Genomic DNA, 26,865 nt, shown 5'->3' with positions numbered 1-26,865 from the left:
TTTAGGCATGAGGCTACGACGATTGATGGGCGTAACCGCTCAGATCGTAGCTTCTTGATTTAGTTCCATCGAATTACGCAACAAAGCCCGATCAGTTTGCGAGCGATAAAGTTGGAGTCGTCTAACTTTCCCATTCGAAAAGCGATATCGAATTCATCCGCGATTAAATCGACACGATGGCTACTAAAATCTAAGTTAATGCTCACTTGTGGGTGTTGGATTAGAAATTGAGCAACGATATCTGCGACAACGTCTTCTCCTAAATAGCCCCCGACACAGTTGATACGAATGTCACCTCTTAAGTCTTCTACATCATCAACCACTGCCATAACAGCTTGATCAATATTGTGAAGGGCAGTTTCACACTGTTTATACAGAACCTTGCCTGCTTCGGTGAGGTTCAGTGTTCGAGTGGTCCTTTGTAGCAAAGTGACACCAATCTGTTGTTCCAGATTTGTTATTTGACGTGAAACGTGTGAGCGAGAAACGCCAAGTTGCTCTGCTGCTTTCGTGAAGTTTCCTAGTTGAGCGATTAGGACGAAAGAGCGAATATCCGCAAGGTTGATGTGTGTTTGCATGATGACTTCTTCATAATTCAAAAAAGTATTGTTGCAGTATAACAACAGTGTTTCAACTAGGTCGGTATATATCAACAAACAAAGTTTTCTTAAACTTACCGCCACTGATGTAAACCGTTCGATTAAGGATTCAAAATGAAAAAGTTAATTGTTATTACAGGCGCTAGTTCAGGCATTGGTGAAGCGATTGCACGTCACTTCAGTGACCAGGGCCATGCTCTTCTTTTGTTAGCAAGACGTGTAGAACGTTTGGAAGCATTAAACTTACCAAATACGCTTTGTGAAAAGGTAGATGTGACCGACAAAGCTTCTTTCGAGGCTGCAATAGAGAAAGCTGAAGCGTTGTATGGTCCGGTAGATGCACTTGTAAATAACGCAGGCGTTATGCTTCTCGGTCAGATAGATACTCAGGAAGCATCGGAGTGGAAGCGCATGTTTGATGTGAACGTAATTGGCTTGCTCAATGGCATGCAGTCCGTCCTAGCACCGATGAAAGCACGTAACAGTGGTACGATCATTAACATCAGCTCTATTGCGGGCAAGAAAACATTCCCTGATCATGCTGCTTATTGCGGTACCAAATTTGCGGTTCATGCTATTTCTGAAAACGTACGTGAAGAAGTTGCGTCATCAAATGTTCGCGTTACCACGATTGCACCTGGTGCAGTGGAAACGGAATTACTTTCACATACAACGTCTCAAGATATTAAAGATGGTTATGACGCCTGGAAGGTGGATATGGGCGGCGTGTTGGCAGCAGACGACATTGCACGAGCAGTGCTGTTTGCTTATCAGCAACCGCAAGGTGTATGTGTTCGTGAAATTGCTTTGGCACCGACAAAACAACAACCTTAACATCGAGTTACGGCGATTTTAGGTCACTAAAGCCGTAAAACTTTGCATATCGATTCGTGATTGAGATGGCATCTTTAAACTAAGTTGCGTGAAAATTTAGGTCATCCATTTAAATCCGGACACTAAGTGTGTTATTGCTTATACCCAAGTTACTCAAGGTGAGAAAAAACTTTGAGTAATTTGGGTTTTTATTTGGTCTCAACTTTAGGTAGAGGAATTTATTTAGGTCGAAGGCGATAGTTGTGAAGAAAGGAGAGTGTGACGTAAAACAAAATGAAGCAATATCCGTCTCTTAATGAGAATTGATTTCATCAACGTCACAAGCCGTTACAATTATCCGTTAGGTATTATACTTTGTGGGTGGTTAATATTTAACCAAACAAGGAGGTGTGTATGAAACGATTCGCAAACATACTTTTTGCAACACAAGGATTGCCAGGCCATAGTGACGCCCTCGAACAAGCGATGAGGATTGCATCTAGCAACAAAGTGCCTGTCTCAGGGCTAATAGCGTGTCCTGATTTCCCAACAGACATGATCCAGTATCAGCAAAGTTATGAGCAATCGCTGCAAGACTCCCTCAAACAAAGTATTCACGAATACAGACAGAAGCTGGGACTCTCTGAAGAGGATCTCGCATTTCCTCTTACTGTGAAAAGCAGTGAAAAGCCCGCTGTCTGTATTATTCAAGAAGCATTAGCTGATAACAAAGATCTCATCATCAAAGAAGCTGAACCGCTCGGTGAAGGTGCTGAGGGTTTCAAAGCTATTGATATTACTCTGTTACGAAAATGCCCTTGTCCGCTTTGGTTGCACCGACCAATTGATAAGCCAAGAGATAAACGCCGTGTTGCTGTGGCTATCGACCCATTAACGGCAAGCGATGAACAGCACTCATTAGCCGTGCGTTTACTCGAATTATCGCGTTCGATAGCCGACACCTGCGATAGTCGTTTACACGTGATTTCTTGCTGGGAGTATTACTTAGAAAACTACCTTAATGGTAACGCTTGGATTCAAGTCGATGATGCTGAGTTGAAACATGAACTCGACAAAGCAAAAGCCGATCATAAACAAGCTCTGCAACAGCTGTTGGAGGAGTCTGGGATTACAGGTGAAATTGTGATTCACCACCTGCATGGAAAACCCGACGAAAAGATTCCAGATTACGTAGAGAGTATTGAGGTAGACGTGCTGGTAATGGGAACCTTAGCGAGAACTGGTATATCTGGTTATGTCATTGGTAATACGGCTGAAAATATTTTGCAATCGATTAACTGTAGTTTGGTCGCTCTTAAGCCCGATGGTTTTGTCTCACCGATTCAGTAATTGGGGTGTAACAAAGTTGGGTTTAAGTGATGTTTTAGGTAAAGGAGGGAGATGGATCTCTAGAACATGGAATTATCAATGTATCAATAAGTTATCAGAGGAGAGTGACATGAAAAACCTATGCCCGAAATGCCACACAGAAATGATAGAACGTTCGAATGTTTATGTTTGTCCGAGAAATGATATCGGTGACTGCACCTACGATGCATTCGAGTTAGCTGATGACGATAATCCATATACATTCAGCCAAGAATATGTAAGTAGTGACCTACGTTCTTATGCCGTAGCAGACAGCAAATAGCGGTTTGTATCGGCGTTCCTCTAAGTAGCACTCAGTGATTACTGTTTGCTACTTTTCCCTTGGTTTCATGATCGTTTTTGAAGCGCTTGGGCTAAAACAATACAGTGGAGTTTGTCATTTGCGCCGAATAGCGCGTACCTTCTTATAATAACGAATGGGCTGCGATGTTGAATAACATAACGGGTAAAGAAAACCTGCCGAAAAACCTAGATAATCAGTTGGTCTTACTGATTTTCCCTGCGCTGCCAGTTTTAATCTTCTCTTTTCTCTTCTATATCTATACTCCTGCAGGCGTGAGCTGGAATGCGGAATGGATACCAAGCCTCGATATCAACCTTAGCTTTAGACTAGATGGCCTTTCATTTCTTTTTGCGGGACTGATCAGTGGGATTGGCGCACTGATTCAAATCTACGCTTTGGCTTATTTACGAGAAAGTGATAGCCGGTTTTCCTTTCATTTGTATCTAACCCTATTCATGCTTGCCATGCTAGGGATTGTGATGAGCGATAACATTCTGTTGTTATTTGTTTTCTGGGAACTCACCACCATCACTTCTTACTTACTGATCGGGTTTAATCACGAAAATAAAACGTCTCGGAAAAACGCCTTGCAGTCGCTGATTGTTACCGGTGCTGGTGGACTAGCGTTGCTAGCTGGTCTTATCTTGCTGGGAGCAATGGCAGGGAGTTATGAGCTAAATACCATTATCGAGCAGGCAGACACTATTGCGCAGCATGAATGGTTTATCCCATCTCTAGTGCTCATACTACTCGGTGCATTTACTAAATCTGCGCAATTCCCGTTTCATTTTTGGCTACCTAACGCGATGGCAGCTCCCACTCCGGTCAGTGCGTATTTACACTCGGCAACAATGGTAAAGGCAGGCATTTACCTATTAGCACGTTTATCGCCAGTTTATGCCCACAGCGAGATCTGGTTTTATGCTTTAGTCATCACTGGGAGTATCACGGCCATTTGGTGCACATTTGTCGCATTAAAACAAACTGACTTGAAGCTGATGCTAGCCTACAGCACGAATGTTGCTTTGGGTAAATTAACATTATTACTAGGTATGGGCACAGATTTGGCCGTTAGTGCAGTATTGATGTTTATTCTCGCTCACTCTTTCTATAAAGCTGCGCTGTTTATGGTGGTGGGTAATATCGACAAAGCGACAGGAACACGAGATATTGATCAATTGTACGGCCTGAAGTCAGTTCTCGTCATCAGCATGGTTGCGGGGAGTTTGGCTGCATTGTCTAAAGCGGGGTTCCCGCCGTTGTTAGGCTTTTTGAGCAAAGAATACATGTACAAGTCCGCAGTAGAGCTCAATAACTGGATCGCCTTTGTACTTTTAATCGTGAATATACTGATGGTCGCGCTAACCATTATGCTTATTGCGAGACCATTCTTTGCTCGCCGTGATCTCGTGCCGATTGAAACTAAGCCAGTTGAGACAAAAAAAGCCATGTGGATCTCGCCTTTGCTCTTGGCAGTTGGCAGCCTCCTAGTTCCGTTATTCGGTTTGAATTGGTTAGATCGCAATATTATTTTTCCGGGCTCTGCTGACATTCTGCCCACAGCAACTCTTAAAGAGACATCACTATGGCATGGCGTGAATGTACCGTTAGTGTTAAGCGTTATTACGCTAGCGTTGGGGTATGTGGTGTACCGTGTTTATCCAGCTGTGTTTGCATTTTTTCAGCGGTTACATCTATTCGTCCCCAAAGCGGAGAATATTTTTGAACGACTATTAGATGGCATGATGACAGTGGCGAAGTGGCAAACGGCGCGGTTACAGCAAAAGAAATTGAGTCGCTATGTCCTATTATTTTTCACGGTACTTGCCGTTGCGTTACTGAGTCAGGTAGCGCTTATTCCTCTGCCTTTGGTTGGCGAACTTTCAAGTGTCACTTTCTATGAGATTGGTATTGCCTTATTGTTGATTGGTGCTGCGCTCGTATGTACGTTGTCCCACGCAAGACTTCTTGCGATTTCTGCGCTTGGTATGATTGGCTTCATGACCACGCTTGTTTTTATGATTTATAGCGCCCCGGACGTTGCGAAGACTTTACTGTTAGTGGAAACATTAATGGTGGTCTTTCTTGCATTGTTAATGCGTCATATGCCACGTCTAACCACCGTGCCCAAGCATTCAATAAAACGTAAAGTAGCGAATATTTGCATAGCAGGTGTGATAGGTGTTTCGGTTACTTTACTTTTGTTAGGAATCACGTCTCAGCCGATGGACTCTTCGGTGTCAGATTTCTTTGCAGAAAACAGTGTCCCGGGTGGACATGGGCGAAACATTGTTAACGTTATTCTGGTCGACTTTCGCGCATTTGATACATTGGGAGAAGTTGTTGTCGTTGTTATTGCAGGGATTGCGGCAGTGAGTTTGCTTAAGACAAGAGCGAAAAAACAAAATCGTATCCAATCATTAATTTTTGCAACCACGGCACACATTGTTTCGGCACTCATGCTCGTATTTTCAGTGTATCTGTTGTTACGTGGTCATAATGAACCGGGTGGTGGCTTTATTGGTGCGTTGATTGCCGTTATTGGTTTATCACTTCTCATGTTCGCGGAATCACCGAAATACGTTCGTTCTAGGTTGTATTTCAAGCCGTTTCTCATTGCGTTATCTGGCATCGCATTGAGCTTAGTTTCTGGTGCTTTGAGCTTTGCGTTTGATAAACCGTTTTTGACCGGACTGTGGTGGAAAGATGTGATACCACTAGGGACGCCATTGGTTTTTGATGTTGGTGTTTACCTTGCCGTTATAGGTGGCGTGATGGGTATGCTGCTTCGTATTAATGAGGAGCTAGAGTGATGGAAATAGTCTGGAGTGTTGTCGTTGGAGTATTTGTCGCAGCAGGTGTTTATTTAATGCTTGAAAAGCATATCTTGCGTCTTTTGTTCGGCATCATGTTACTCAGTAGTGCGGTTAACCTTGCTATTTTTACCGCTGGGAGGCTGACGCCCGGAGAACCGCCATTGATTGGCGATAATGCTCTTTTACCACCAGATAGCGCGGCAAATCCTTTACCTCAAGCGCTTATCTTAACTGCGATAGTCATCGGTTTTGGACTGCTTATTTTTGCTTTAATGCTGTTCTATCGAGCTTATAAAGACACTGGAACTGCAAACGTCGATGAAATGCAACGTTCTGAGGAGGGTCAATGAGTTCGATTTTGCTTACGTTACCGGTTGTTCTCTCGCTGAGTACGGCGTTGACTATCTTCTTCGTCCGTCGCTCAACAAAAAGTGTTGAGTGGTTGAGCGGTGTAAGTGCGATTTCGAACCTTTTCGTAGCGGGCTTTCTCACAGAAAACATCATAAATAATGGTATTCAAGCCGTTGCTTTTGGTCAGTGGAGTGCGCCATTTGGTATCGTGTTTGTCGCAGATTACCTCAGCGTTGCTATGGTGATGATAACGGCGGTGATTGGTGCGATATGTGTTTTCTACGCGATGGCGGACCTTCACCGAAAGCCCTCCTATAGCAATTACCATGCGTTAATGCACATGTTGCTTGCTGGCGTTTATGGCGCTTTCCTGACTGGAGATATTTTTAATCTGTATGTTTGGTTTGAGGTCATGCTCATTTCATCATTTGGTTTAATGGTGTTAGATGCAACGAAAACTCAAGTTGATGGTGCAGTAAAGTACGTGATGTTGAACCTGATTTCGACGCTGGTATTTTTGCTTGCTATCGGCTTGTTGTATGGCGCAACGGGCACCTTGAACCTGGCCGATCTCTACACCAAAGTAGGGGAAAATGAATTGAGCATCAACATGATGCTGTCCGCGCTGTTTTTGTTTGCCTTCTCTATTAAAGCGGCACTCTTTCCTTTATTTGCTTGGTTGCCCGCTTCTTATCACACGTTGCCAAGCGGTGTGGTGGCACTGTTTGCCGCGTTGCTTACTAAAGTCGGTGTATACGCGTTGATAAGAGTCTTCACCTTAGTATTTCCGCTCGCCGAGAGTGGCTGGCAACCGACGTTAATTTGGGTCGCAGGGCTAACCATGTTAACGGGCGTTTTAGGAGCAGCTAGCCAATTCGACATTAAGAAAATTCTTTCTTTTCATATTATTAGCCAAATAGGCTATATGATCATGGGGTTGGCTATTTACACTCCCTTAGCTTTAGCCGGTGCCATTTTCTACATTGTTCATCACATCATTGTAAAAGCGAATTTGTTCTTAATAGGTGGATTCATCGAGCGCAAATATGGCTCTAGTCAACTTGAACATTTGGGTGGGGTATACAAAGCTATGCCTTGGTTGGCGTTCTTGTTTCTTGTCCCTGCGTTTTCTCTGGCCGGTTTTCCACCGCTATCGGGTTTCTGGGGAAAGCTATTGGTCATCAAGTCGAGCATACAGGCTGAATATTACTGGTTAGCAGGTACCGCGTTATTGGTGGGGTTGCTTACCGTCTACTCGATGACGAAAATTTGGAGTGAGGCATTTTGGAAAAAGCCATTTAGAGAGAAGCCAGAACAGACTCTGCAGGCCAAAGTACATTGGTTGTACTGCGTTCCAATTATTGTATTGACAACGTTGACGCTAATCATTGGCTTAGTGGCGGAGCCTTTTTATCAATTTTCCGTTCAGGCTGCAGAACAACTGTTAAATCCGACTGAATACATCAGAGTGGTGTTAGGAGGAAATACATGATCTATCTATTCCTCAATTTTTTCTTAGCGTTAGCGTGGATGATGCTTAATGGCAGCTATTCGAGTCTGAATTTTGTTGTCGGATTTACGGTCGGTTTTTTTGCTTTAAGGTTGAGTCAACCATTTGGATTGAAAACGAGCTATTTTCAACGTTTTGCATCTGCATTGAAGTTATTGGTGTACTTCGCTTATGAAATGGTTATATCGGTTGCGAAAGTGGTGTGGGACGTCGTGACACCTACTCATTTGAGTCAGCCTGATATCGTTTATGTCCCTCTGGAGGTCGATTCTGATCTAGAAATCACATTACTGGCGAACATGGTTTCTTTAACACCGGGCACGCTTAGTTTGGATGTTACGGCTGATAAAAAGTATCTTATCGTTCATGCCATGTTTGCACCTGAACATGAAGAGGTTATTCGCGGAATTAAAGATGGGTTAGAGCATCGAATTTTGGAGGTGACGCGTGGATAGTTGGCTGCAAATAACGGTCACTTTTGCCTATTCTGGGCTACTACTCAGCTTTGTTATGGCTTTTGCTCGTTTAATTCTAGGACCAACGCTAGCTGATCGAGTTGTGGCGTTAGATCTGATTTCATTTATCACTATCGGATTTATTACGGTTTACACCTTAGACAGCGGTGAGGACGCTCTGTTAGACATCGCCATTACATTAGGTTTGGTCGCATTTCTCGGCACGATCGCATTTGCACGTTTGATCGTTAAAAGAAAGGAGAAAGAATAATGGACGTGTTGATTGGACTATTTTTATGCTTAGGAACATTGTTGACCTTGGTTGCAAGTCTAGGTGTCCTGAGGCTTCCTGATTTGTATACCCGAATGCATGCAGCGACCAAAGCTGGAACTGTCGGAGTGAGCTGCTTGTTATTAGCGGTCGCTTTCTCACTCCCTGAAGTTACCGTGATCTCTCGGGTTATCGGTACGATGTTGTTTATCGTTCTCACTGCGCCAGTCGCCTCCCACCTGCTCGGCAGAGCAATGCGAGAGGTCGGATATAAGATTTGGCGCAATGATTAACCATTAGCGTCGAATAGTACTACGTCCTAGTTGAAATAAACTCGAAGCTGTATTGATGAAGTCGGAAGTAATTGACGGTATATTCAAATGCACGACCATCTTCTAGGTAACCAGTGGACTCAACTTTTAGAATAGGGGAAGCTTCTGATTCATTCAGGTATGAGGCCGTCTCTGCATCTAACAAATACGGTTTGACAGACTGACTGCTTTTCGCAATTTTCAATCCTTTGCTATTTTCAATGTACTCATATTTAGAACCATTCATTATGGCTATGCTCAAGTCTGGAAATAACATTGCTGGCATATGAGTGACTTCGTAAATTTCAGGCTCATCATTAATACACCTGAGTCTATGTATTTCATATGTATCATCATTGGGCGAGAGATTTAACTGCTTAGCAACCTGCTCATTCGGCTTTTTAAGTTCGAACTTTATGACTTGAGAGCTAGGTGTTTTCCCTTGTTTACTGACTTCCTCGATAAAACCCAGCAAATGTAAGGCATCATGTTGGGCTTTTAGATCGTTTACATAAGTTCCACTACCTCTTGTCCGACTAATTAAATTATTGTCGACCAGAATTTGTAAGCTTTTTCTGATGGTTACGCGGCTTACGGAAAACTCTTCTTGCAAATCACTCTCTTTTGGAAGCATCGATTTAGGTTGTAGTTCCCCATCTTTGATCTTTTTTTCTAATCGTTCCGCAATGTCTATGTATTTGGGTTTCATAATACCTCGCTAAGTCTTGGATCATGATAGCAAGAATGTGATCTGAGATGTAGTTAATACTTTTCCTTAGGATCTTTGTGTGATTTTTATCTCGTATCTATGTGCTTACACTTTAAATGTATCATAAAAGTATTAATACTTATTTTATACATTTGCAGGATAAACATTTGAGGTAGCGAAATGAAACGTCAAAAATTAACGATTGTTGGTGCTGGCAGTACATACACACTTGGTATGATGAACAGCCTTATTGCCGAAAAAGATAACTTTCCACTCGCAAAAGTCGCGTTTTACGACATAGATGAGAAACGCCAAGAATCGAATGCATTAGCTACTGAAATTCTATTGCGAGAACACTATCCAGAAGTTGAAGAGTTTGTTTATACAACGGATAAATCTGTCGCATTCGCAGATTCGGACTTTTTCTTTATCCAGATCCGCACTGGTGGGTTGGCCATGCGCGAGCGCGATGAACAAATCCCGCTATCCAACTCTTGTGTTGGGCAAGAGACATGTGGCGCGGGAGGAATGGCATATGGGCTTCGCTCTATCGGCGATATGATCCAGCTAGTGAACGAGATCCGACAAACGTGTCCAGATGCGTGGATTCTTAATTACACCAACCCGGCGGCAATTGTCGCTGAAGCTTTAAATCGTGAATTTCCGCATGATAAGCGAATTCTAAATATTTGTGATATGCCAGCAGCGATTATGGTCAGCTATGCGCAATTGTTAGGGTGTGAAATTTGGGACTTTGTTCCTGAATATTTTGGGCTTAATCACTATGGCTGGTTTACCAAAATTCGTAATAAACAGGGTGAAGACTTAACGGATAAAATTAAAAATATCATCCTAAAAGAAGGGATCAGTGCGGTTGATGCGGAAATAGCGGATGACCCATCGTGGCAAGCCACATTCAAAAACATGAGAACAATGCTTGCTGATAATCCAGAGTTTTTGCCGAATACGTATCTTCAATACTATTTGTACCCTGAAAAAATGGTAGCGAAAGAGGATATCAATAATACTCGCGCAAGGCAGGTAATTAACGGCCGTGAGAAACGAGTGTTTGAATTGAACGCAAGAATAATTGAAGCGGGCACCACGAAGCACGAAACACTGCATGCCGATATCCATGGTCGATACATGGTGAGAGTCGCGGCTTCGCTAGCCTACAACTTGAGCGATGTGTATCTCGTCATCGTACCGAATAATGGTGCTATTACAAATTTACAAAATGACGCCATGGTAGAAGTTCCAGCTGCGCTAACTAGTGATGGACCGAAAGCTTTTACTGTAGGAAAAATCCCAACCTTCCAAAAAGCCATGATTGAGAGCCAACTTGGTTACGAGAAATTAGTTGTGGATGCTTGGTACGAAGGAAGTCAGCAAAAGCTGATTAATGCACTCACACTTAACCGTACCGTGGTTAATGTGCCAAAAGCTAAAGAAATAACAAAACAATTACTAGAAGAAAATAAAGCCTACCTTCCTCAATTTTTTCAATAACAACTGGACGTTCGGGGCCTACTTGTAGGCTCCGTGAATGAAACAAGAGGTTTATATGAAAGACATTATTCAAAGGTTCGGAGCCGCGATGTTTGTTCCCGTTCTATTATTTCCAGCAGCGGGCATGTTATTGGGTTTCTCTGTTGTGCTGTTAAATCAAGAAGTGTTTCCTTGGGCACTAGAGGGGAGTGCTTGGGTTAAAGTCTCGACGATCATTTTACAGGCATCTCTCGCTGTATTTAAAAATATGGCACTTATTTTTGCCGTTGGGTTACCTATCGCTTTAGCTAAAAAAGCATCTGGTCGCGCTGTACTTGCAACACTCGTTTCCTACATTACGTTTAACTACGTTATTGGTGGAATCCTTCAATTTTGGGGACCAGAACTGGGCGTGAACTATACGGAAGGTGAGCGAGGTTTGACTGAAGTTGGTGGCATTCTAACGCTTGATACCAACTTACTAGGTGCCATTTTAACTGCAAGTCTCTCTGTTTGGGTTCACAACCGATTCTTTGATAAAAAGCTACCGGATTGGGCGGCTGTATTTGGCGGAACGCCATTGGTTGTGATCATTAGTTTCCCCATTATGGTCGTGATGGCAATTCTAACTTGTTTGACTTGGCCAAGTATTCAGCATGGTATTAACAATCTGCAATCATTTTTGGTTTCTGCTGGATCGTTAGGGGTATGGCTATTTACGTTTTTAGAGCGAATCATGATACCAACGGGGTTGCATCATTTCGTATATGGTCCCGTTTTTTATGGGCCAGTTGCAGTCGATGGCGGAACGGTTGCCTATTGGATTCAAAATATACAGACATTCGCCCAGAGCTCGGAAAGTTTAACGACACAATTTCCTCAGGGTGGTTTGATGTTGACGGGAATGGGTAAAGTGTTTGGTTGTACGGGTATCGCACTAGCACTCTATTCAGTTGCGAAAAAAGAAAATAAAAAGATGGTGATGGGGTTAGTGCTCGGAGCCGCAATCACAGCAATTCTTACAGGGATAACCGAACCAATAGAGTTTACATTCTTATTTATCGCACCTGCGCTGTTTGCTTTGCATGCGTTGTTATCTGCGACAATGGCAACGATCGCCTTTATGTTTGGTGTTTCCGGTAACTTTCAGACTGGCTTGATAGACTTCATTTTCCAAAACTGGTTGCCTTTGGCTGGTAACCATGCAGGAACATACGTGATTCAGATTATTATTGGTCTCATGTTTACTGGTGTTTACTTTGTTACGTTTCGCGCGCTTATTTTAAAATACAACATACTTACTCCGGGACGTGAAGGTGCAGATAGTAAGTTGTATTCCAAAGCTGACTACAAAGAAGCGAAAGCGGTCCATAACAGTAGCGCAAGTCCGTCACAAGCTAGTGCCTTTATTGAAGGTTTGGGTGGAAAAGAAAACATTGACTTGTTAACTAATTGCGCGACGCGTCTGCGTGTTAAAGTTAAAGATGTCTCTCTTGTAAAGGAGAACGCATTTTTCACACAGCACGGAGCGGTGAATATTGTTAGAAATCAAGAGAGCCTTCAAATCATCGTTGGTTTAACGGTGCCACAAGTTCGCGAAGATATGAGCCAACTGATAAAAGCTTAACCCCCAAACTAATGCTCCAGCTCATATGGCTCAAAGGTGAGATAGAATTATCTCACCTTTTTTGTGTACATGAAGCATATTTCGCGCAGTTTCCACGAAAGTGGGGAGGGGTTATCGAGCGAGCTAAAAATACAGTTAGGTTATACCCGTCTGTATTGTTGGAAGACTTGTTGAGTCTCTAAGTGATAGTGGCGCCACTTTCTATGTTGAAAAGCGTTTTAATTTCTTCCAGCACTTCTGGGTTAGCAATAGCACCAATGTTTTTTACAGCTTGTCCGTTTGCCAATTGTTTCACTGCTAGCTCAACCAATTTGCCTGAGCGCGTTTTAGGAATATCACTGATAGCAAAAATTTGTCGTGGGACATGGCGCGGTGAACATTTTGTTTTCAATGTTTGGCGAATTGAATCGGTGAGTTGTTGGGTTAACTCGACATTGTGAGCGAGTTTTACTAGTAACCAGATTTCTTCAGACTGCTGGTTTAACTTGCCGACAGCGATGGAGTCTTCAACCTCGGGTAACGCGTTCACTTGCTGGTAGATTTCAGCGGTACCGATTCGTACGCCGCCTGGATTTAAGGTTGCGTCACTACGGCCATAAAAAATAAAGCCGCCATGTTCGGTTTGCATCACATCGTCGCCATGGTGCCAGATATCGGTAAACTTGCTCCAATAAGCGTTGTGATAACATTCGCCGTTGTCGTGCCAGAAGCCAATAGGGAAGTTAGGTAGCGAGTTATTACAAGTCAGTTCGCCGCGTTTTTGCGTAATAGTATGTCCATCATCCTCTAGAACACGTGCGTCGATTCCCAGCCCTGAGCCTTGGCATTCACCTTTGTAAACTGGTGAAATAGGGTTTCCAAGTACAAAGCATCCGCAAATATCTGTGCCGCCAGCGATAGAAGCGAGATGCAAGTCCTGCTTGATGTGCTGATAGACATAATTAAATTGTTCTGGGTAAAGAACCGAACCAGTTGAGCACAGAGTTTTGAGTGACTTCAAGTTATGTTCTAGTTTTGGAGAGCAGTTCGCATGCTCCAGTGCCTCTAAGTATTTCGCTGAAGTACCAAACAGCGACACGTTATGTTCTTCTGCTAATCGCCATAAGACGGAGTGATCAGGATAAACCGGACTACCGTCGTAAATCACTAAGGTTGCACCACTCGCAAGAGCGGAAACATGCCAGTTCCACATCATCCAACCACATGTTGTGTAGTAGAAAACCTTGTCTTGCGATTTGATGTCGCAATGCAGTTGATGTTCTTTGAGGTGATTGAGCAAGGTACCGCCTGCGGAATGGACAATACACTTAGGTTGACCTGTTGTACCAGAAGAATACAAAATGAACAACGGGTCATTAAACAGCGTTGGTTGATATTGAATTGATTGTGGAGAAAAGTGGTGAGTAATATCGGACCAAGAAACAAACTCAGAAGTGCTAGCACTCTCAGCGTTTTGTAAATATTCGATTTGGCATACGCTAATAGTAGTCTCTTCGGAGGCACTGCTTAACTTACTACTAAGAGTGGTGTTCTTGTCCGTCATATCGAAAGCTTTGCCTCCGAACTGGTAGCCATCACAGCAAAAAAGAACTTTCGGTTTGACCTGACCAAAACGCTCTACGACGCTATCGATACCAAAATCAGGAGAGGTTGAAGTCCAAATGGCACCAAGACTGGTGGTGGCCAGCATGGCAATAACGGTTTCAGGAAGGTAGGGCAAATAACCCGCAACGACATCGCCTTTACCGACACCACAATTGAGTAGCCATTGTTGAATGGCAGAAACTTGTTCAAGCAACTGTTTACCGGTGAGTTGTCGGTGTTCACCGCTTTCATTGCTAAAAACAATAAACTCACGCTCTGGTGATTGCTCAGCCTGAGATAGGAGGTTCTCTGCGTAGTTCAGCGTGGCGTCAGCAAACCATACTGTGTCTCTATTTACATGGTGATGATTAGAACCTGTTTGTGTCCATTTGGGACTGCCAAGGCTCTTGATTTGCGAACCTATATCTCCGATTACGTTGCAAAACTGCCAAGTATGTCGCCAAAATTCATCATTGTGCTCAATGGACCACTGGTGTAGAGACGTGTAATTGTTGATTACGGTACCTTCGGCTTTGTCTTTATTAACCTTTTCGATGAACCGTAATAAGTTGCTATTGCTGACGCGCTCAGCAGATGGTGACCAAATAGGTGCAGAATTTGGCATAGGTCCCTCTAATTTCAATTCTTTTGAATATGACCAAAAACAAAATAAAGGGGCGAACATAGCAGTGTTCGCCCCTTAACTGATCGTTTAAAGTTGTTCGGCAAGCTGAGGTAGTACCTCAAATAAATCACCAACCAATCCATAGTCGGCAACTTCAAAGATAGGAGATTCTGGATCTTTGTTGATCGCGACAATCACTTTGGATTCCTTCATACCTGCAAGATGCTGGATGGCACCGGAAATCCCAACCGCTATATAAAGCTTAGGTGCAACGATTTTACCGGTTTGACCCACTTGTAAGTCGTTGGCAACAAACCCGGCATCAACCGCCGCGCGAGAAGCGCCAATGGCAGCACCTAGTTTATCGGCCACTTGTTCGATCAACGCGAAGTTCTCTTTGCTACCGACCCCGCGTCCACCTGACACAACCACCTCTGCCGCGCTTAATTCAGGGCGCTCTGACACGGTTTTATCGACAGAAACCAATTCAACCATTGGAGCTGAGATAGTTACCTGCTGATGCTTAATATCAGCTTGGTTGTGACAAGTAACCGGCTCAAACGCAGACGCGCGCACGGTGATGACGCGAACCTTGTCGCTGGTGGTCACTTTGGCAAATGCGTTTCCTGCGTAAATAGGGCGGACAAAAGTGTTTTCATCGATAACTTGGACAATATCGGAAATTTGCCCAACGCCGAACTTCGCTGCTACTCGCGGTGCAAGATCTTTCCCTTTTGATGATGAGCTAGCCCAGATTGCGTCAAAACCTTCAGCAATACTCACTACAGTAGGTGCGATACTCTCGGCAAATTGATGCTTAAGTTGCTCATCATCGACACAAATTACGTTTGATATACCATCAACGCGACAAGCTTGCTGAGCGACTTCTTCACACTGGTGGCCCACTACGATCAAAACATTGTCTTGGCTGACTTGTTTTGCTGCATTAACCACTTTGAGTGTGTCCGCATGCAATTGGTTATTGTCATGCTCTGCTATGATTAAGTTCTTCATGAAATCACCTTCGCTTCGTTACGCAGCTTATCGAGAAGCTCTGAGACAGATTCAACCTTGATGCCACCTTTTCTTTGCGCTGGCGGTGTGATTTCTTGAATGGTTTGGCTAAATACCACTTCAACACCCAGACTGTCAGGTGTGATGGTATCTAACGGCTTGCGCTTAGCTTTCATGATATTAGGCAAAGAGGCAAAACGCGGTTCATTCAGGCGTAAGTCAGTACTGATCACCGCAGGTAAGTTCATCGTGACCGTCATCAAGCCGCCGTCCACTTCTCTCACGACCTGAACTTTTTGATCTTCAATCTTCACGTCGGAAGCGAAAGTTGCTTGAGGCCAGTCAAGTAGGGCGGCCAGCATCTGAGCCACTTGGTTGTTGTCAGTATCAATGGATTGTTTACCCGTAATCACAAGCTGTGCTTGTTCTTGCTCAACCAGAGCTTTGAGCAGCTTAGCGACGACCAATGGCTCTATTTTGTCTTCAGTATCGATATGAATAGCGCGATCGACACCTAACGCAAGCGCAGTACGTAGTTGCTCCTGACACTGGCTACCGCCGGCACTGACAACGATGACTTCATCTGCAATACCTTGCTCCTTTAGTCGTACGGCTTCTTCAACGGCTATTTCGCAAAATGGATTAATCGTCATCTTGACGTTATTGGTTTCAACATCGCTATGGTCCGCTTTCACGCGAACTTTAACGTAGGGATCAATGACCCTTTTGATTGGCACTAGTATTTTCACGTTAGATTCCTTTTACAGTGAAGACTATGTGTTTACAGTGAAGACGATGTGATGACGTCTTTAAAATGATGTTAATTTACCTTTACGTTTGCGTCAACTTTAAATATATTGTTGATTAACAAGTTGGCAACATGCAAAGAAAAAGGAATGCAATCATGGAAAGAGACTGCATGGAATTTGATGTTCTGATTGTAGGCGCTGGTCCCGCAGGTTTGTCTGCGGCATGCCGAATCAAACAATTAGCAGCAGAAAAAAAACAAGACCTCTCTGTTTGCGTGGTAGAAAAAGGTTCTGAAGTTGGAGCGCATATTTTATCGGGTGCGGTGTTTGAAACGCGGAGTTTGGATGAGCTTTTTCCCGACTGGGAAGAGAAAGGCGCGCCGCTCAATACCAAAGTAAACCAAGATAAAACCTACTATCTAGGCAATGACATCAATGGTCATGAACTGCCTTCTTGGGCGGTGCCTAATACGTTACATAACAAAGGTAATTACATCATAAGTTTGGGCAGTCTATGCCGATGGATGGCGTTGCAGGCTGAGAACTTGGGGGTGGAGGTCTACCCAGGTTTTACCGCCAGTCAAGCGATCATCGATGAAGATAGTCGTGTTTGTGGCGTGATCACGGGCGATATGGGATTAGATAAAAATGGTGAACAAAAAGGAAATTTCGAACCTGGTATTGAACTACGAGCGAAGTTTACTTTATTTGCTGAAGGCGCACGGGGGCATATTGGTAAGCAGTTGATTAACCGATTTAATCTTGCTGAAGAGAAAACGCCTCAACACTACGCTATCGGTTTTAAAGAGCTGTGGGAAATCCCATCAGAGCAGCATCAGCAAGGTTTAGTAGTGCACGGATTAGGTTGGCCGTTATCAAATGAAGCTACAGGTGGCAGTTATCTCTACCATTTAGAGGGAAACCAAGTTGCCGTCGGGTTGATTGTTGACTTGAATTATAAGAATCCGCACTTGAGTCCATTTGATGAGTTTCAACGTTTTAAACACCACCCGTTGATTGAGCAATACCTCAAAAATGGGAAGCGTATTAGCTATGGCGCGAGAGCGATTACCAAGGGCGGCTTTCATTCGCTTCCCACGCAGCAGTTTGCTGGTGGTTTATTAATTGGATGCGATGCTGGAACACTTAACGGCTCTAAAATCAAAGGCATACACACCGCAATGAAATCTGGAATGCTTGCCGCTGAAGCAGTATGTGAAGCCCTTGAGAGTCAGTCAGTTACTGCTGATTATCAAAAGCATTTCAAACAGTCTTGGCTGTATGAAGAGCTTTATCAAGCACGTAACTTCTCAAGTGGTATTCACCGCTTTGGATCGTGGCTGGGCGGTGGTTTAGCGCTGCTGGAACATAACGTATTAAAAGGCAAAGCTAAGTGGCATATCCGCTGTGATAAGCCTGATCATCAGTCTCTGTTATTGGCGGAAAACAGCAATGAAATTGTCTATCCGAAGCCTGATGGCGTGTTAAGTTTCGATCGCCTCTCTTCTGTTTATCTATCCAATATCTTCCATGAGGAAGATCAACCATGCCACTTACGACTGGAGAACCAGCGGATCCCTATTGAGCAGAACCTTGAATTATATGCAGAGCCAGCACAGCGCTATTGTCCGGCTGGCGTGTATGAAATCGTACAGGGGGAGCAGCAGCCAGAGCTGCAAATAAATGCGGCCAACTGTATCCACTGTAAGACCTGCGACATCAAAGATCCAAGTCAAAATATTACCTGGACTCCGCCAGAAGGTGGTGGTGGTCCGAACTATCCAAATATGTAAGCGTTTGAGAATAATTTTTATTAACAATTTATTTACTTAAAGTTTGCGTTAGTTCAAATCTTTCTCGATGAACTCGATTGCAACTTAATCTTTCAGGCACTATTCTGATTTTAAATTGACGTTTACGTAAACTGAATACAAAGTTGATGCATAGGTGTAAAAGCGGTTACCAGTATCAAAGTTAGGTTTGATCAAATAGTGCTCAATGGAACGCACTTAAAATAACGAAAGGGAGATCAACTATGGTATCGGAATCGCCTCTGTTGCAGGCAAACGATATTTCATTGGCTTTTGGTGGGGTGAAAGCTTTAACTGACGTGAGCTTCCATGTGAATGAAAAGGAAATTTTTTCAATCATTGGTCCAAACGGTGCAGGTAAAACCTCAATGCTCAATTGCATCTCTGGTCGATACACACCAAACAAAGGCTCTGTAATCTTCGCTGGAGATGACGTAACTAAACGTACACCAAGCCAACGAGCTGAGTTAGGGCTGGGAAGAACCTTCCAAAACTTAGCGCTCTTTTCTCATATGTCGGTACTGGACAACATCATGGTTGGCCGACACCACCTACTGAAAAATAACTTCGTCACGGGGCCACTCTATTGGTTCTCCAATGCGCAGAAAGAAGAGATGGCGCACCGCAAATATGTGGAAGACGTGATCGATTTTCTAGAAATCCAGCACATCCGAAAAGCGACTGCAGGCACGCTATCTTACGGCTTACGTAAGCGTGTAGAGCTTGCTCGTGCCATTGCCTTAAAACCTAAGTTACTGCTGCTTGATGAACCAATGGCAGGTATGAACTTGGAAGAAAAGGAAGACATGGCACGTTACATCATGGATCTGAATGAAGAATTAGATATCACGATCATCATGATTGAGCACGACATGGGCGTGGTCATGGACATCTCTAATCGCGTTTTGGTTTTGGATTTCGGTAAACACATTGCTACGGGTGAGCCTGAAGAAGTGATGGCCAACCCACATGTGAAACAAGCGTACTTAGGCGAAGAGTTACCGACATTAGAGGAGAGTGCATAATGGCACAGCAACATAATGATTGGGCAGATATAACCCGCTTAGATACCTTTCCAAAAGTGTTGCAACACAATGCCAAGAACTGGCCCGAACAAGTCGCAATGCGTGAAAAGGAGTTTGGTATATGGCGAGAGTTCACTTGGAAGGATTATGAAAACCGCGTCAAGTGGATGGCACTGGCACTACGAGATTTGGGTATTGGTGAGCAAGATGTCGTTGGTTTGCTAGGTGATAACCGCCCTGAATGGGTATGGGGCGAGTTAGCGGCACATGCGATCAAAGGTTTCTCGCTGGGCATCTATCAAGATTCTATGCACGAAGAGGTGGCGTACCTTATCAACTATGCAAAAGCAAAAGTCGTGATTGCCGAAGATGAAGAGCAATGCGACAAGCTGCTTGAGCTTGGTGATGAAATTCCTAGCGTTGAATACATTATTTACTGCGATCCTCGTGGAATGCGTAAATACGATGATCCAAGATTAATTGATGTTGAACAGGTCTACAAAAAAGGTCAGCTGATTGATAAAGCGGACCCAGACAAATATCTCAATATGGTTGTTGAAACCAAAGGCAGCGATCTTTCAATTCTTTGTACTACGTCGGGTACGACTTCTAAACCAAAATTGGCTCAGCTACACAGTGGCACGTTCTTGGATCACTGTGCGGCTTACTTGCGTGCAGACCCTCGTTCCCCAGGCGACAACTACGTTTCTGTTCTGCCTTTGCCTTGGATTATGGAGCAGGTTTACGTGGTTGGTCAGGCGTTGATTTCTCGTCAAATCGTTAACTTTGTGGAAGAACAAGAAACCATGATGTCCGACTTGCGTGAAATCGGTCCAAACTTTGTGCTGTTAGCGCCACGTGTGTGGGAAAACATTGTGGCAGACGTGTCTGCACGAATGATGGATTCGACACCGTTTAAGCAAAAGATGTACAAACTGGGCATGAGATTAGCCAACAAAGCGCTGGAGCAGGGTAAACGCTCTAAGTTGGCTGAATGGATTCTTCTGCGTGCTCTGCGTGACCGTTTAGGGTTTTCGAACCTGACATCTGCGGCAACCGGCGGTGCGGCGATGGGACCGGATACTTTCCGTTACCTACAAGCTATTGGTGTGCCACTTAAGCAGCTTTATGGTCAGACCGAAATGTGTGGCGCATACACCGTGCACCAAGCGGATGATGTGGATTACGATTCCGTTGGTGTTGCGTTTGATAATGCAGAAGTGAAAGTCATCAACCCGGACAGCAATGGCGTTGGTGAAATCATCGCGAAAAGTACAGGCATGTTTACTGGCTACTTAAACAACCAAGCAGCATATGATGAAGATGTTCAAGATGGTTGGATGCACACAGGCGATGCGGGCTATTTTAAAGATTCCGGTCACTTGGTGGTGATTGATCGTCTGAAAGATATGTCGGAAACCAGCCATGGCGACCGTTATTCGCCACAGTTTATCGAAAACAAACTCAAGTTCTCGCCGTTTATTGCAGAAGCCGTGGTGGTAGGTAAAGGTCGACCTTGGCTGTCTGCCATCATCTGTATTCGCTATGCGATCGTCGCGAAGTGGGCAGAGCAACGCGGCTTGGCATTTACCAACTACACCAACTTATCTGCTCAACCAGAAGTGTACCAAGCGATTCGTGAAGAAGTTCAAAAAGTGAACGAATCCCTACCGGATGCACAGAAGATCAGCAAATTCATTCTACTTTACAAAGAGCTGGATGCCGACGATGGAGAGCTAACTCGCACACGTAAAGTACGCCGTGGTGTGGTTGCAGAGAAATACGGAGACATCATCGAAACCATCTACAGCGACGATCCAAAAGTCGATGTCGATACAGTGATCACTTATCAAGATGGCACCAAAACACGCATTCAAACGTCGCTAGTTATTGAAACGCTTATTGAGCATGAGCCAACACTAGTGGATAGCGAACAACGGAGGATCGCATAGTGAATACGGATTTATTACTGCAACTCGTCATTAATGGCGTGATCGTTGGCATGTTGTATGGCGTTGTCGCCATGTGCTTTGTATTGATTTACAAATCGACCCAGGTGGTCAACTTTGCTCAGGGTGAGTTCTTGTTGATTGGCGCATGGGTATGTTGGGCGGCATTGGTACACCTACAGTTACCGTTTTTTATCGGCTTTTTACTCACGCTCGCGTTCATGATGATTTTTGGTATCGCCGTGCAAACCATTGTGCTCAGACCGTTGATTGGTGAACCGATTATCTCTGTGATCATGGTGACCATTGGTCTATCGATGTTTTTCCAAGCGCTGATGAAGTGGATATTCGGCGTCTCGGCTGTTTCGTACCCGCAAGTGTTCGAAACCAACGTGGTGAATATCGGAGGTTTGAATGTTGAGTTTGCTTACATTCTGAGCTTGATCTTCTCAATGCTCATCATGGGCGCGTTCTACTGGTTCTTCAAATTCAGCAAAATGGGTCTGGCAATGCGCGCAACGGCATTCAACCAGCAAGTAGCCCAGAGTCTTGGCATTTCCATCAAGAAAGTGTTCGCCATCAGTTGGGCCATTTCGGCAATGGTATCTGCAACAGCAGGGATTGTTATCGGTATCGTTAACGGCGTATCTGACGCGCTATCCATTATTGGTATCAAAGTTTTCCCAGCCGTTATTTTAGGTGGCTTAGATTCGGTGGTCGGCGCAATTGTCGGTGGTATTACCATCGGGGTGCTAGAAAACTTGGCTGAGTTTTTTGATAGCCAATACCTGCAAGTGGGTAACCTGTACAACATCGCACCATTCTATGTGCTGTTAATCATTCTTGCCTTCAAGCCATATGGCCTGTTTGGTACCAAAGATATTGAGCGTATTTAAGGAGAAATAACATGGCTCAACTTAGCATGCGCCCATGTGGGGATTTTCGAACCACATACAAAAGCGATACGCCAATTTTTGAAACCAAAACCATCAGAAGCCTTGCGATTGCTGGTGTCATCGCCATGCTGGCAGCACCGCTGGTCTTGGATATTTACTTCCTAAACCTGTTTATTCAGATTGCATACCTCGGTATCGCGGCATTGGGCTTAAACATTCTGGTTGGTTTTACCGGACAAATCTCGCTAGGTCACGGTGCGTTCTTTGGCTTTGGCGCCTTTGCATCGGCTTGGCTAAATAACCAGTTTAACATTCCAGTCGTGTTTGCGATTCCGCTCGCGGGTTACTTAACCATGATTGTGGGGATGCTGTTTGGTCTGCCAGCTGCTCGAATTAAAGGTTTATACCTAGCTATCGCAACGTTGGCGGCGCAGTTTATTCTAGAGGACTTCTTTGCTCGCGCAGATTGGTTCAGTGGCGGCTCATACGGTGCTAGCGCGAACCCAATTAATTTGTTTGGCTTTGAGTTTACGACTGACGAAAGCTTCTTCTACATCGCTCTGTTTGCGCTGATCTTCATGTATATGTGGGCATCAAACTTAATCCGTTCTCGTGACGGTCGCGCGTTTGTCTCAGTACGAGATCACTATCTGTCAGCAGAGATCATGGGCATCAACCTAACCAAGTATCGTCTGCTCTCATTTGGAGTGTGTGCATTCTATGCAGGCATCGGGGGCGCACTCTACGGACATTATCTAGGGTTTGTATCAGCAGAAGGCTTCACCATCATGATGTCTATCCAGTTTTTGGCCATGATCATCATTGGTGGCTTAGGCTCAGTCAAAGGTACGCTGATGGGGACGATATTTATCGTACTGCTGCCTGAAGTTTTAGAGTTTGGCGTAACGGGGCTTTCAGCGTTTGGTGATACCACCGCTTTCACTGATGGTCTGGCTTACTTCAAAGAAATGGCGATTGGTTTAGTCATCATGCTGTTCCTCATTTTCGAACCTCAAGGATTATCGCATCGCTGGCAACAGATTCGAGCATATTGGAAACACTATCCGTTCTCATATTAACGTGGAATTAAGTGGAATATACCTCAATAACAAGGACAACGAGTTATGAACAAAGGACATTTAGCGACAACGTTGGTGCTGTCATCTGCACTGTTTACTACCGCAACTTGGGCAAAAGATTCTGTGTTTGTCGGACAATTAGTCGATTTTTCTGGACCAACGGCCTATGTGAGCAAGCCTTATGGTTCTGGCGTGCGAGACGCATTGCGTTGGATTAACCAAAACGGTGGCATTAACGGTACCGAGCTCGAATTTGAAACAGTAGACATGGCGTACAAAGTACCAGTGGCGATTTCTAACTATAAACGTTGGGTGGCGCGTAAAGACATGGTTGCGCTGCAAGGCTGGGGTACGGCGGATACCGAAGCACTTATTTCGTTTGTTACCAAAGACAAAGTGCCGGTGTTCTCTGCTTCTTACTCTGGTCACTTAACTGACCCAACTGGCAAAAACCCAAAAACCGCGAAACCAGCGCCTTATAATTTCTTTTATGGTGCGTCGTACTCAGATGCGTGCCGTGCGCTAGTTAAGTGGGCGAAAGAAGATTGGGAATCTAAGGGCAATCAAGGTGCGCCGAAATTTACGCACATTGGCGATAACCATCCATTCCCGAATGCGCCAAAAGAAGCGTGTGCAGAGTACGCCAAAGAACTTGGTTTTGATGTGCAAAACCCAGTCGTTGTGTCACTAAAACCAGGGGACTTCAAAGCGCAATGTTTGTCGCTGAAAGAGTCAGGCACCAACTACGGTTACATTGCTAATATCGGTAGCTCGGTTATCTCACTAGTGAAGTCTTGTAACACGGTTGGGACAGAGTTCCAGTACATGGCAAACATTTGGGGCGGCGATAAGCCAGTGCTTGAAGCAGCAGGCGATGGCCTTAAAGATTACGTTTTCCCAGGTATGACAGCGTTTTGGGGAGATGATAATGAAGGCATGAAACTGGTCCGTGAGATTTCTAAGCAGTCTGAATCAGAGCCGGGCGAATTCAGAACTCACCATTACATTCGCGGTATTTGTTCTGCGTTCTATATGAAAGAAGCAATGGAGTGGGCGAAAGACAACGGTGGTATCACAGGTGAAAACATCAAGAAGGGCATGTATGTCCATGACAACTGGGTACCACAAGGCTTAGAAGGTGTTTGTGTCCCTGCGAACTGGAAACCGGAAGATCACCGAGGCACAACAACCGTGAACGTCTTTATGGGCAACAACGATGGCGGCGCAGTTGATATTAAGAAAGTATCTCAGGTGACATTGTCACGTCGTGACGATTGGCTAGGTTACTAATCTACGACTTATTAATAACAAAGCTTACTGAAAATAAGGATGGGCGAGAGAACACTCTCACCCTAGCAAGGAGTAGCTTGATGGCTGAATTAGCAACGAATATCGAACCGGCAGAAATACTGCTTTCAGTGAACAACATTGAAGTCGTCTACGACGAAGTAATACTAGTACTTCGCGGTGTGAGTTTAGAAGTTCCAAAAGGGCAGATTGTGACCTTACTGGGCGCCAACGGTGCGGGTAAATCCACAACGTTGAAAGCCATTTCTGGTTTGTTGAAAACCGAAGATGGTGAAGTGACGCGCGGCGAAATCAACTTCATGGGCGAGCGTATAGACAACAAAAGCCCGGAAGAGATCGTCCGTTCGGGCATCTTCCAAGTTATGGAAGGGCGCCGAATTGTTGAAGATATGACGGTAATAGAAAATCTTCGCTTAGGCGCTTATACACGCTCTGACAACGAAGTTGAACAAGACATCGAAATGGTGTTTGACTATTTCCCGCGACTCAAAGAGCGCACTGGCCTGGCGGGCTATTTGTCTGGCGGTGAGCAACAAATGTTAGCGATTGGCCGAGCGTTAATGGCTCGACCGAAGATGATTTTGTTGGACGAACCGTCTATGGGGCTTTCTCCACTGCTAGTTAAAGAAGTATTCAGCATTATTAACAAGATCAACAAAGAGCAAGGTATTACCATGCTTTTGGTTGAACAGAATGCCAACTTCGCTCTTCAAGCGGCCGATTACGGTTACATCATGGAATCAGGCAAAATCGTACTAGATGGCAGCAAGCACGAATTGCTAAACAATGAAGACGTAAAAGAATTCTACCTTGGCGGCGGCGATGAAGATCGCAAGAGCTTTAAGAATCTGAAATCTTACAAACGTCGTAAGCGTTGGTTGTAAGGAGCAAGGATGAACGAACTATTTGATGCGAAAGAATCGTTGTCTCTACAGGCGCGAGAAGAGTCGCTGTTTCAACGTTTGCCAGCACTGATTGAGAATTCGAAAGCCAATAGCGAACATTACGCAGCGCATTTTTCTGAGTTAGATCCTACATTGGCAAACAATCGTGAAGGGCTTGCTCAGTTCCCGATTACACGTAAGTTCAATGTACCTAATCAGCAGCAACTTAAACCGCCGTTTGGTGGCTTAAATAGCGTTGCCATTGGTCAAATGGCGCGCGTATTCCAATCTCCTGGGCCGTTGTATGAGGCTCAAACGGATGAGGCCGATTTCTGGCGTATGGGGCGCGCGTTTCACGCTGCTGGGTTCTGTGCGGGTGATTTAGTGCATAACACGCTCTCTTACCATTTCTCTCCTGGCGGATTTATTATGGATGGTGGCGCAAGGGCTTGTGGCTGTGCGGTATTTCCGGCTGGAGTAGGCAATACCGAAGCGCAAATAGAGGCAATTAAACAGCTTCAACCTAATGGTTACACTGGTACACCTTCGTATTTGCTGACGTTGCTACAAAAGTACCAAGAGAAATACAATGAGCTGCCTAGCTTTGAGAAAGCTCTGGTCTCTGGTGAAGCGGTTACAGCAGACATGCAACAGATGTTTGAGGAAAAAGGCATTGCAGTCTTTCAAGCCTACGCAAGTGCAGAGCTTGGTTTGATTGCTTATCAAGTGTCTGGTGAACAAGGATTAGTGATTGCCGAAGATATTATTGTTGAAATCGTTGATCCTGATGGTGTTCCTGTACAACCGGGAGAAGTCGGTGAAGTCGTTGTAACGTCGCTCGATGAGAAGTTCCCGCTGATTCGCTACGCAACGGGAGATTTATCGGCATATCTAGAGACAAGTTCTGATTCTTCACGCACGAATGCACGAATTAAGGGCTGGATGGGACGAGCAGACTCCGCGGTGAAAGTAAAAGGGCTGTTTGTTTATCCGCATCAAATCCAAGAAGTCTGTCGTCGCCACGATATTAAAGGCTCCTTGAAAATTGAGCGCGATGGCTTCAACGATGCCATTACTTTCTGTTGTCATGATGTGCATGTATCAGCAGAGGACATTCAAGCAACACTCCAGTCTGTCACTAAACTGAAAGGCAATGTCCAGTTTGTACCGAACCAAGCGGAGCAGCCGTTAATCAATGATCTTCGCAGTTAACTCATTGGTGGCATAAGTGCAGTAGAAAGTGGTTGTCATAAAAAACTAACAACGTCAGACAAAAGGCTAGAAAAGGGATACCACATTGCGCTGCGTATCCCTTTATT

23 protein-coding genes and 1 pseudogene are annotated in these 26,865 nt (G+C 44.5%); 19 read left to right on the top strand and 5 right to left on the bottom strand.

What is annotated here, in order from left to right; translation table 11 throughout:
* Positions 1-89: 89 nt before the first annotated feature.
* Positions 90-578, bottom strand: a pseudogene (locus R7E78_RS12680) (LysR family transcriptional regulator); the annotation flags it as partial.
* Between the two features lie 135 nt (positions 579-713).
* On the opposite strand from R7E78_RS12680, the gene R7E78_RS12675 reads away from it, so the two are divergent.
* From R7E78_RS12675 to mnhG, 9 genes are all read left to right on the top strand, one after another.
* Positions 714-1,433, top strand: coding sequence for an SDR family oxidoreductase (locus R7E78_RS12675; protein ID WP_053307575.1), 720 nt, complete (start codon positions 714-716; stop codon positions 1,431-1,433).
* A gap of 393 nt (positions 1,434-1,826) precedes the next feature.
* Entirely contained in the window at positions 1,827-2,762 is a 936-nt protein-coding gene (locus R7E78_RS12670) for a universal stress protein (RefSeq protein ID WP_318057932.1), read from the top strand.
* A 109-nt stretch (positions 2,763-2,871) separates the two neighbouring features.
* On the top strand, positions 2,872-3,063 hold the full coding sequence (locus R7E78_RS12665; RefSeq protein ID WP_082245536.1) for a hypothetical protein: 192 nt from the start codon (positions 2,872-2,874) through the stop codon (positions 3,061-3,063).
* A gap of 164 nt (positions 3,064-3,227) precedes the next feature.
* Positions 3,228-5,897, top strand: coding sequence for a hydrogen gas-evolving membrane-bound hydrogenase subunit E (gene mbhE, locus R7E78_RS12660; protein ID WP_206970217.1), 2,670 nt, complete (start codon positions 3,228-3,230; stop codon positions 5,895-5,897).
* Positions 5,897-6,250 (top strand): Na+/H+ antiporter subunit C, encoded by a 354-nt coding sequence (locus R7E78_RS12655; RefSeq protein WP_017633704.1) that lies wholly within the window; start codon positions 5,897-5,899, stop codon positions 6,248-6,250. Before mbhE ends, R7E78_RS12655 begins: the two co-directional genes overlap by 1 nt.
* Entirely contained in the window at positions 6,247-7,743 is a 1,497-nt protein-coding gene (locus R7E78_RS12650; RefSeq protein ID WP_213904431.1) for a Na+/H+ antiporter subunit D, read from the top strand. Before R7E78_RS12655 ends, R7E78_RS12650 begins: the two co-directional genes overlap by 4 nt.
* Positions 7,740-8,216 carry a Na+/H+ antiporter subunit E gene (locus tag R7E78_RS12645; RefSeq protein WP_005373320.1) on the top strand — a complete coding sequence of 159 codons (477 nt, stop codon included), beginning with the start codon at positions 7,740-7,742 and terminating at the stop codon, positions 8,214-8,216. Before R7E78_RS12650 ends, R7E78_RS12645 begins: the two co-directional genes overlap by 4 nt.
* Positions 8,209-8,487, top strand: a complete 279-nt coding sequence (locus R7E78_RS12640; protein WP_005373317.1) for a cation:proton antiporter — start codon at positions 8,209-8,211, stop codon at positions 8,485-8,487. Before R7E78_RS12645 ends, R7E78_RS12640 begins: the two co-directional genes overlap by 8 nt.
* The gene (gene mnhG / locus R7E78_RS12635; RefSeq protein WP_005373314.1) at positions 8,487-8,780 is read left to right on the top strand and encodes a monovalent cation/H(+) antiporter subunit G; all 294 of its coding nucleotides are present in this window, start codon (positions 8,487-8,489) and stop codon (positions 8,778-8,780) included. The genes R7E78_RS12640 and mnhG overlap by 1 nt, the downstream gene beginning before the upstream one ends.
* A gap of 19 nt (positions 8,781-8,799) precedes the next feature.
* Here mnhG and R7E78_RS12630 read toward each other — a convergent pair whose 3' ends face one another.
* Entirely contained in the window at positions 8,800-9,507 is a 708-nt protein-coding gene (locus tag R7E78_RS12630) for a GntR family transcriptional regulator (protein WP_053307578.1), read from the bottom strand.
* A 180-nt stretch (positions 9,508-9,687) separates the two neighbouring features.
* Here R7E78_RS12630 and R7E78_RS12625 point away from each other — a divergent pair, with 180 nt between their 5' ends.
* Both R7E78_RS12625 and R7E78_RS12620 read left to right on the top strand, forming a co-directional pair.
* Positions 9,688-11,016, top strand: a complete 1,329-nt coding sequence (locus R7E78_RS12625; RefSeq protein ID WP_318057931.1) for a 6-phospho-alpha-glucosidase — start codon at positions 9,688-9,690, stop codon at positions 11,014-11,016.
* Positions 11,017-11,071: 55 nt separating this feature from the next.
* Positions 11,072-12,622, top strand: coding sequence for an alpha-glucoside-specific PTS transporter subunit IIBC (locus tag R7E78_RS12620; RefSeq protein ID WP_318057930.1), 1,551 nt, complete (start codon positions 11,072-11,074; stop codon positions 12,620-12,622).
* A gap of 178 nt (positions 12,623-12,800) precedes the next feature.
* Here the strand turns inward: R7E78_RS12620 and R7E78_RS12615 are convergent, their stop codons facing one another.
* The 3 genes from R7E78_RS12615 to R7E78_RS12605 form a co-directional block, all read right to left on the bottom strand.
* Positions 12,801-14,831 (bottom strand): acetoacetate--CoA ligase, encoded by a 2,031-nt coding sequence (locus R7E78_RS12615; RefSeq protein ID WP_318057929.1) that lies wholly within the window; start codon positions 14,829-14,831, stop codon positions 12,801-12,803.
* An 87-nt stretch (positions 14,832-14,918) separates the two neighbouring features.
* Positions 14,919-15,845 carry an electron transfer flavoprotein subunit alpha/FixB family protein gene (locus R7E78_RS12610; RefSeq protein ID WP_186585401.1) on the bottom strand — a complete coding sequence of 309 codons (927 nt, stop codon included), beginning with the start codon at positions 15,843-15,845 and terminating at the stop codon, positions 14,919-14,921.
* The gene (locus R7E78_RS12605) at positions 15,842-16,594 is read right to left on the bottom strand and encodes an electron transfer flavoprotein subunit beta/FixA family protein (protein WP_318057928.1); all 753 of its coding nucleotides are present in this window, start codon (positions 16,592-16,594) and stop codon (positions 15,842-15,844) included. Before R7E78_RS12605 ends, R7E78_RS12610 begins: the two co-directional genes overlap by 4 nt.
* Positions 16,595-16,749: 155 nt before the next feature.
* Between R7E78_RS12605 and R7E78_RS12600 the strand changes: the two genes are divergently transcribed.
* The 8 genes from R7E78_RS12600 (at position 16,750) to R7E78_RS12565 (ending at position 26,758) form a co-directional block, all read left to right on the top strand.
* Positions 16,750-18,387 (top strand): electron transfer flavoprotein-ubiquinone oxidoreductase, encoded by a 1,638-nt coding sequence (locus tag R7E78_RS12600; protein WP_054702323.1) that lies wholly within the window; start codon positions 16,750-16,752, stop codon positions 18,385-18,387.
* A 242-nt stretch (positions 18,388-18,629) separates the two neighbouring features.
* Positions 18,630-19,430, top strand: a complete 801-nt coding sequence (locus R7E78_RS12595) for an ABC transporter ATP-binding protein (protein ID WP_318057927.1) — start codon at positions 18,630-18,632, stop codon at positions 19,428-19,430.
* The gene (locus R7E78_RS12590) at positions 19,430-21,382 is read left to right on the top strand and encodes a long-chain fatty acid--CoA ligase (RefSeq protein ID WP_170896935.1); all 1,953 of its coding nucleotides are present in this window, start codon (positions 19,430-19,432) and stop codon (positions 21,380-21,382) included. Before R7E78_RS12595 ends, R7E78_RS12590 begins: the two co-directional genes overlap by 1 nt.
* The gene (locus R7E78_RS12585; RefSeq protein WP_005373295.1) at positions 21,382-22,275 is read left to right on the top strand and encodes a branched-chain amino acid ABC transporter permease; all 894 of its coding nucleotides are present in this window, start codon (positions 21,382-21,384) and stop codon (positions 22,273-22,275) included. The genes R7E78_RS12590 and R7E78_RS12585 overlap by 1 nt, the downstream gene beginning before the upstream one ends.
* 11 nt (positions 22,276-22,286) lie before the next feature.
* Positions 22,287-23,354, top strand: a complete 1,068-nt coding sequence (locus tag R7E78_RS12580) for a branched-chain amino acid ABC transporter permease (protein WP_005382737.1) — start codon at positions 22,287-22,289, stop codon at positions 23,352-23,354.
* 45 nt (positions 23,355-23,399) lie between these two features.
* Positions 23,400-24,644 carry an ABC transporter substrate-binding protein gene (locus R7E78_RS12575; RefSeq protein WP_005373285.1) on the top strand — a complete coding sequence of 415 codons (1,245 nt, stop codon included), beginning with the start codon at positions 23,400-23,402 and terminating at the stop codon, positions 24,642-24,644.
* Between the two features lie 80 nt (positions 24,645-24,724).
* Positions 24,725-25,546 carry an ABC transporter ATP-binding protein gene (locus R7E78_RS12570; RefSeq protein ID WP_017633695.1) on the top strand — a complete coding sequence of 274 codons (822 nt, stop codon included), beginning with the start codon at positions 24,725-24,727 and terminating at the stop codon, positions 25,544-25,546.
* Positions 25,547-25,555: 9 nt separating this feature from the next.
* Positions 25,556-26,758, top strand: a complete 1,203-nt coding sequence (locus R7E78_RS12565) for a phenylacetate--CoA ligase family protein (protein WP_318057926.1) — start codon at positions 25,556-25,558, stop codon at positions 26,756-26,758.
* Positions 26,759-26,865: the final 107 nt, after the last annotated feature.

The organism is Vibrio sp. YT-19(2023), assembly GCF_033337395.1.
Note: the sequence above shows the minus strand (reverse complement) of the source record. Positions and strands in the feature narration are given on the sequence as shown.

Coding starts and splice junctions, on each gene's coding strand:
- R7E78_RS12675 (WP_053307575.1), top strand. CDS start 714: ATGAAAAAGTTAATTGTTATTACAGGCGCTAGTTCAGGCATTGGTGAA.
- R7E78_RS12670 (WP_318057932.1), top strand. CDS start 1,827: ATGAAACGATTCGCAAACATACTTTTTGCAACACAAGGATTGCCAGGC.
- R7E78_RS12665 (WP_082245536.1), top strand. CDS start 2,872: ATGAAAAACCTATGCCCGAAATGCCACACAGAAATGATAGAACGTTCG.
- mbhE (WP_206970217.1), top strand. CDS start 3,228: ATGTTGAATAACATAACGGGTAAAGAAAACCTGCCGAAAAACCTAGAT.
- R7E78_RS12655 (WP_017633704.1), top strand. CDS start 5,897: ATGGAAATAGTCTGGAGTGTTGTCGTTGGAGTATTTGTCGCAGCAGGT.
- R7E78_RS12650 (WP_213904431.1), top strand. CDS start 6,247: ATGAGTTCGATTTTGCTTACGTTACCGGTTGTTCTCTCGCTGAGTACG.
- R7E78_RS12645 (WP_005373320.1), top strand. CDS start 7,740: ATGATCTATCTATTCCTCAATTTTTTCTTAGCGTTAGCGTGGATGATG.
- mnhG (WP_005373314.1), top strand. CDS start 8,487: ATGGACGTGTTGATTGGACTATTTTTATGCTTAGGAACATTGTTGACC.
- R7E78_RS12630 (WP_053307578.1), bottom strand. CDS start 9,507: ATGAAACCCAAATACATAGACATTGCGGAACGATTAGAAAAAAAGATC.
- R7E78_RS12625 (WP_318057931.1), top strand. CDS start 9,688: ATGAAACGTCAAAAATTAACGATTGTTGGTGCTGGCAGTACATACACA.
- R7E78_RS12620 (WP_318057930.1), top strand. CDS start 11,072: ATGAAAGACATTATTCAAAGGTTCGGAGCCGCGATGTTTGTTCCCGTT.
- R7E78_RS12615 (WP_318057929.1), bottom strand. CDS start 14,831: ATGCCAAATTCTGCACCTATTTGGTCACCATCTGCTGAGCGCGTCAGC.
- R7E78_RS12610 (WP_186585401.1), bottom strand. CDS start 15,845: ATGAAGAACTTAATCATAGCAGAGCATGACAATAACCAATTGCATGCG.
- R7E78_RS12600 (WP_054702323.1), top strand. CDS start 16,750: ATGGAAAGAGACTGCATGGAATTTGATGTTCTGATTGTAGGCGCTGGT.
- R7E78_RS12595 (WP_318057927.1), top strand. CDS start 18,630: ATGGTATCGGAATCGCCTCTGTTGCAGGCAAACGATATTTCATTGGCT.
- R7E78_RS12590 (WP_170896935.1), top strand. CDS start 19,430: ATGGCACAGCAACATAATGATTGGGCAGATATAACCCGCTTAGATACC.
- R7E78_RS12580 (WP_005382737.1), top strand. CDS start 22,287: ATGGCTCAACTTAGCATGCGCCCATGTGGGGATTTTCGAACCACATAC.
- R7E78_RS12575 (WP_005373285.1), top strand. CDS start 23,400: ATGAACAAAGGACATTTAGCGACAACGTTGGTGCTGTCATCTGCACTG.
- R7E78_RS12570 (WP_017633695.1), top strand. CDS start 24,725: ATGGCTGAATTAGCAACGAATATCGAACCGGCAGAAATACTGCTTTCA.
- R7E78_RS12565 (WP_318057926.1), top strand. CDS start 25,556: ATGAACGAACTATTTGATGCGAAAGAATCGTTGTCTCTACAGGCGCGA.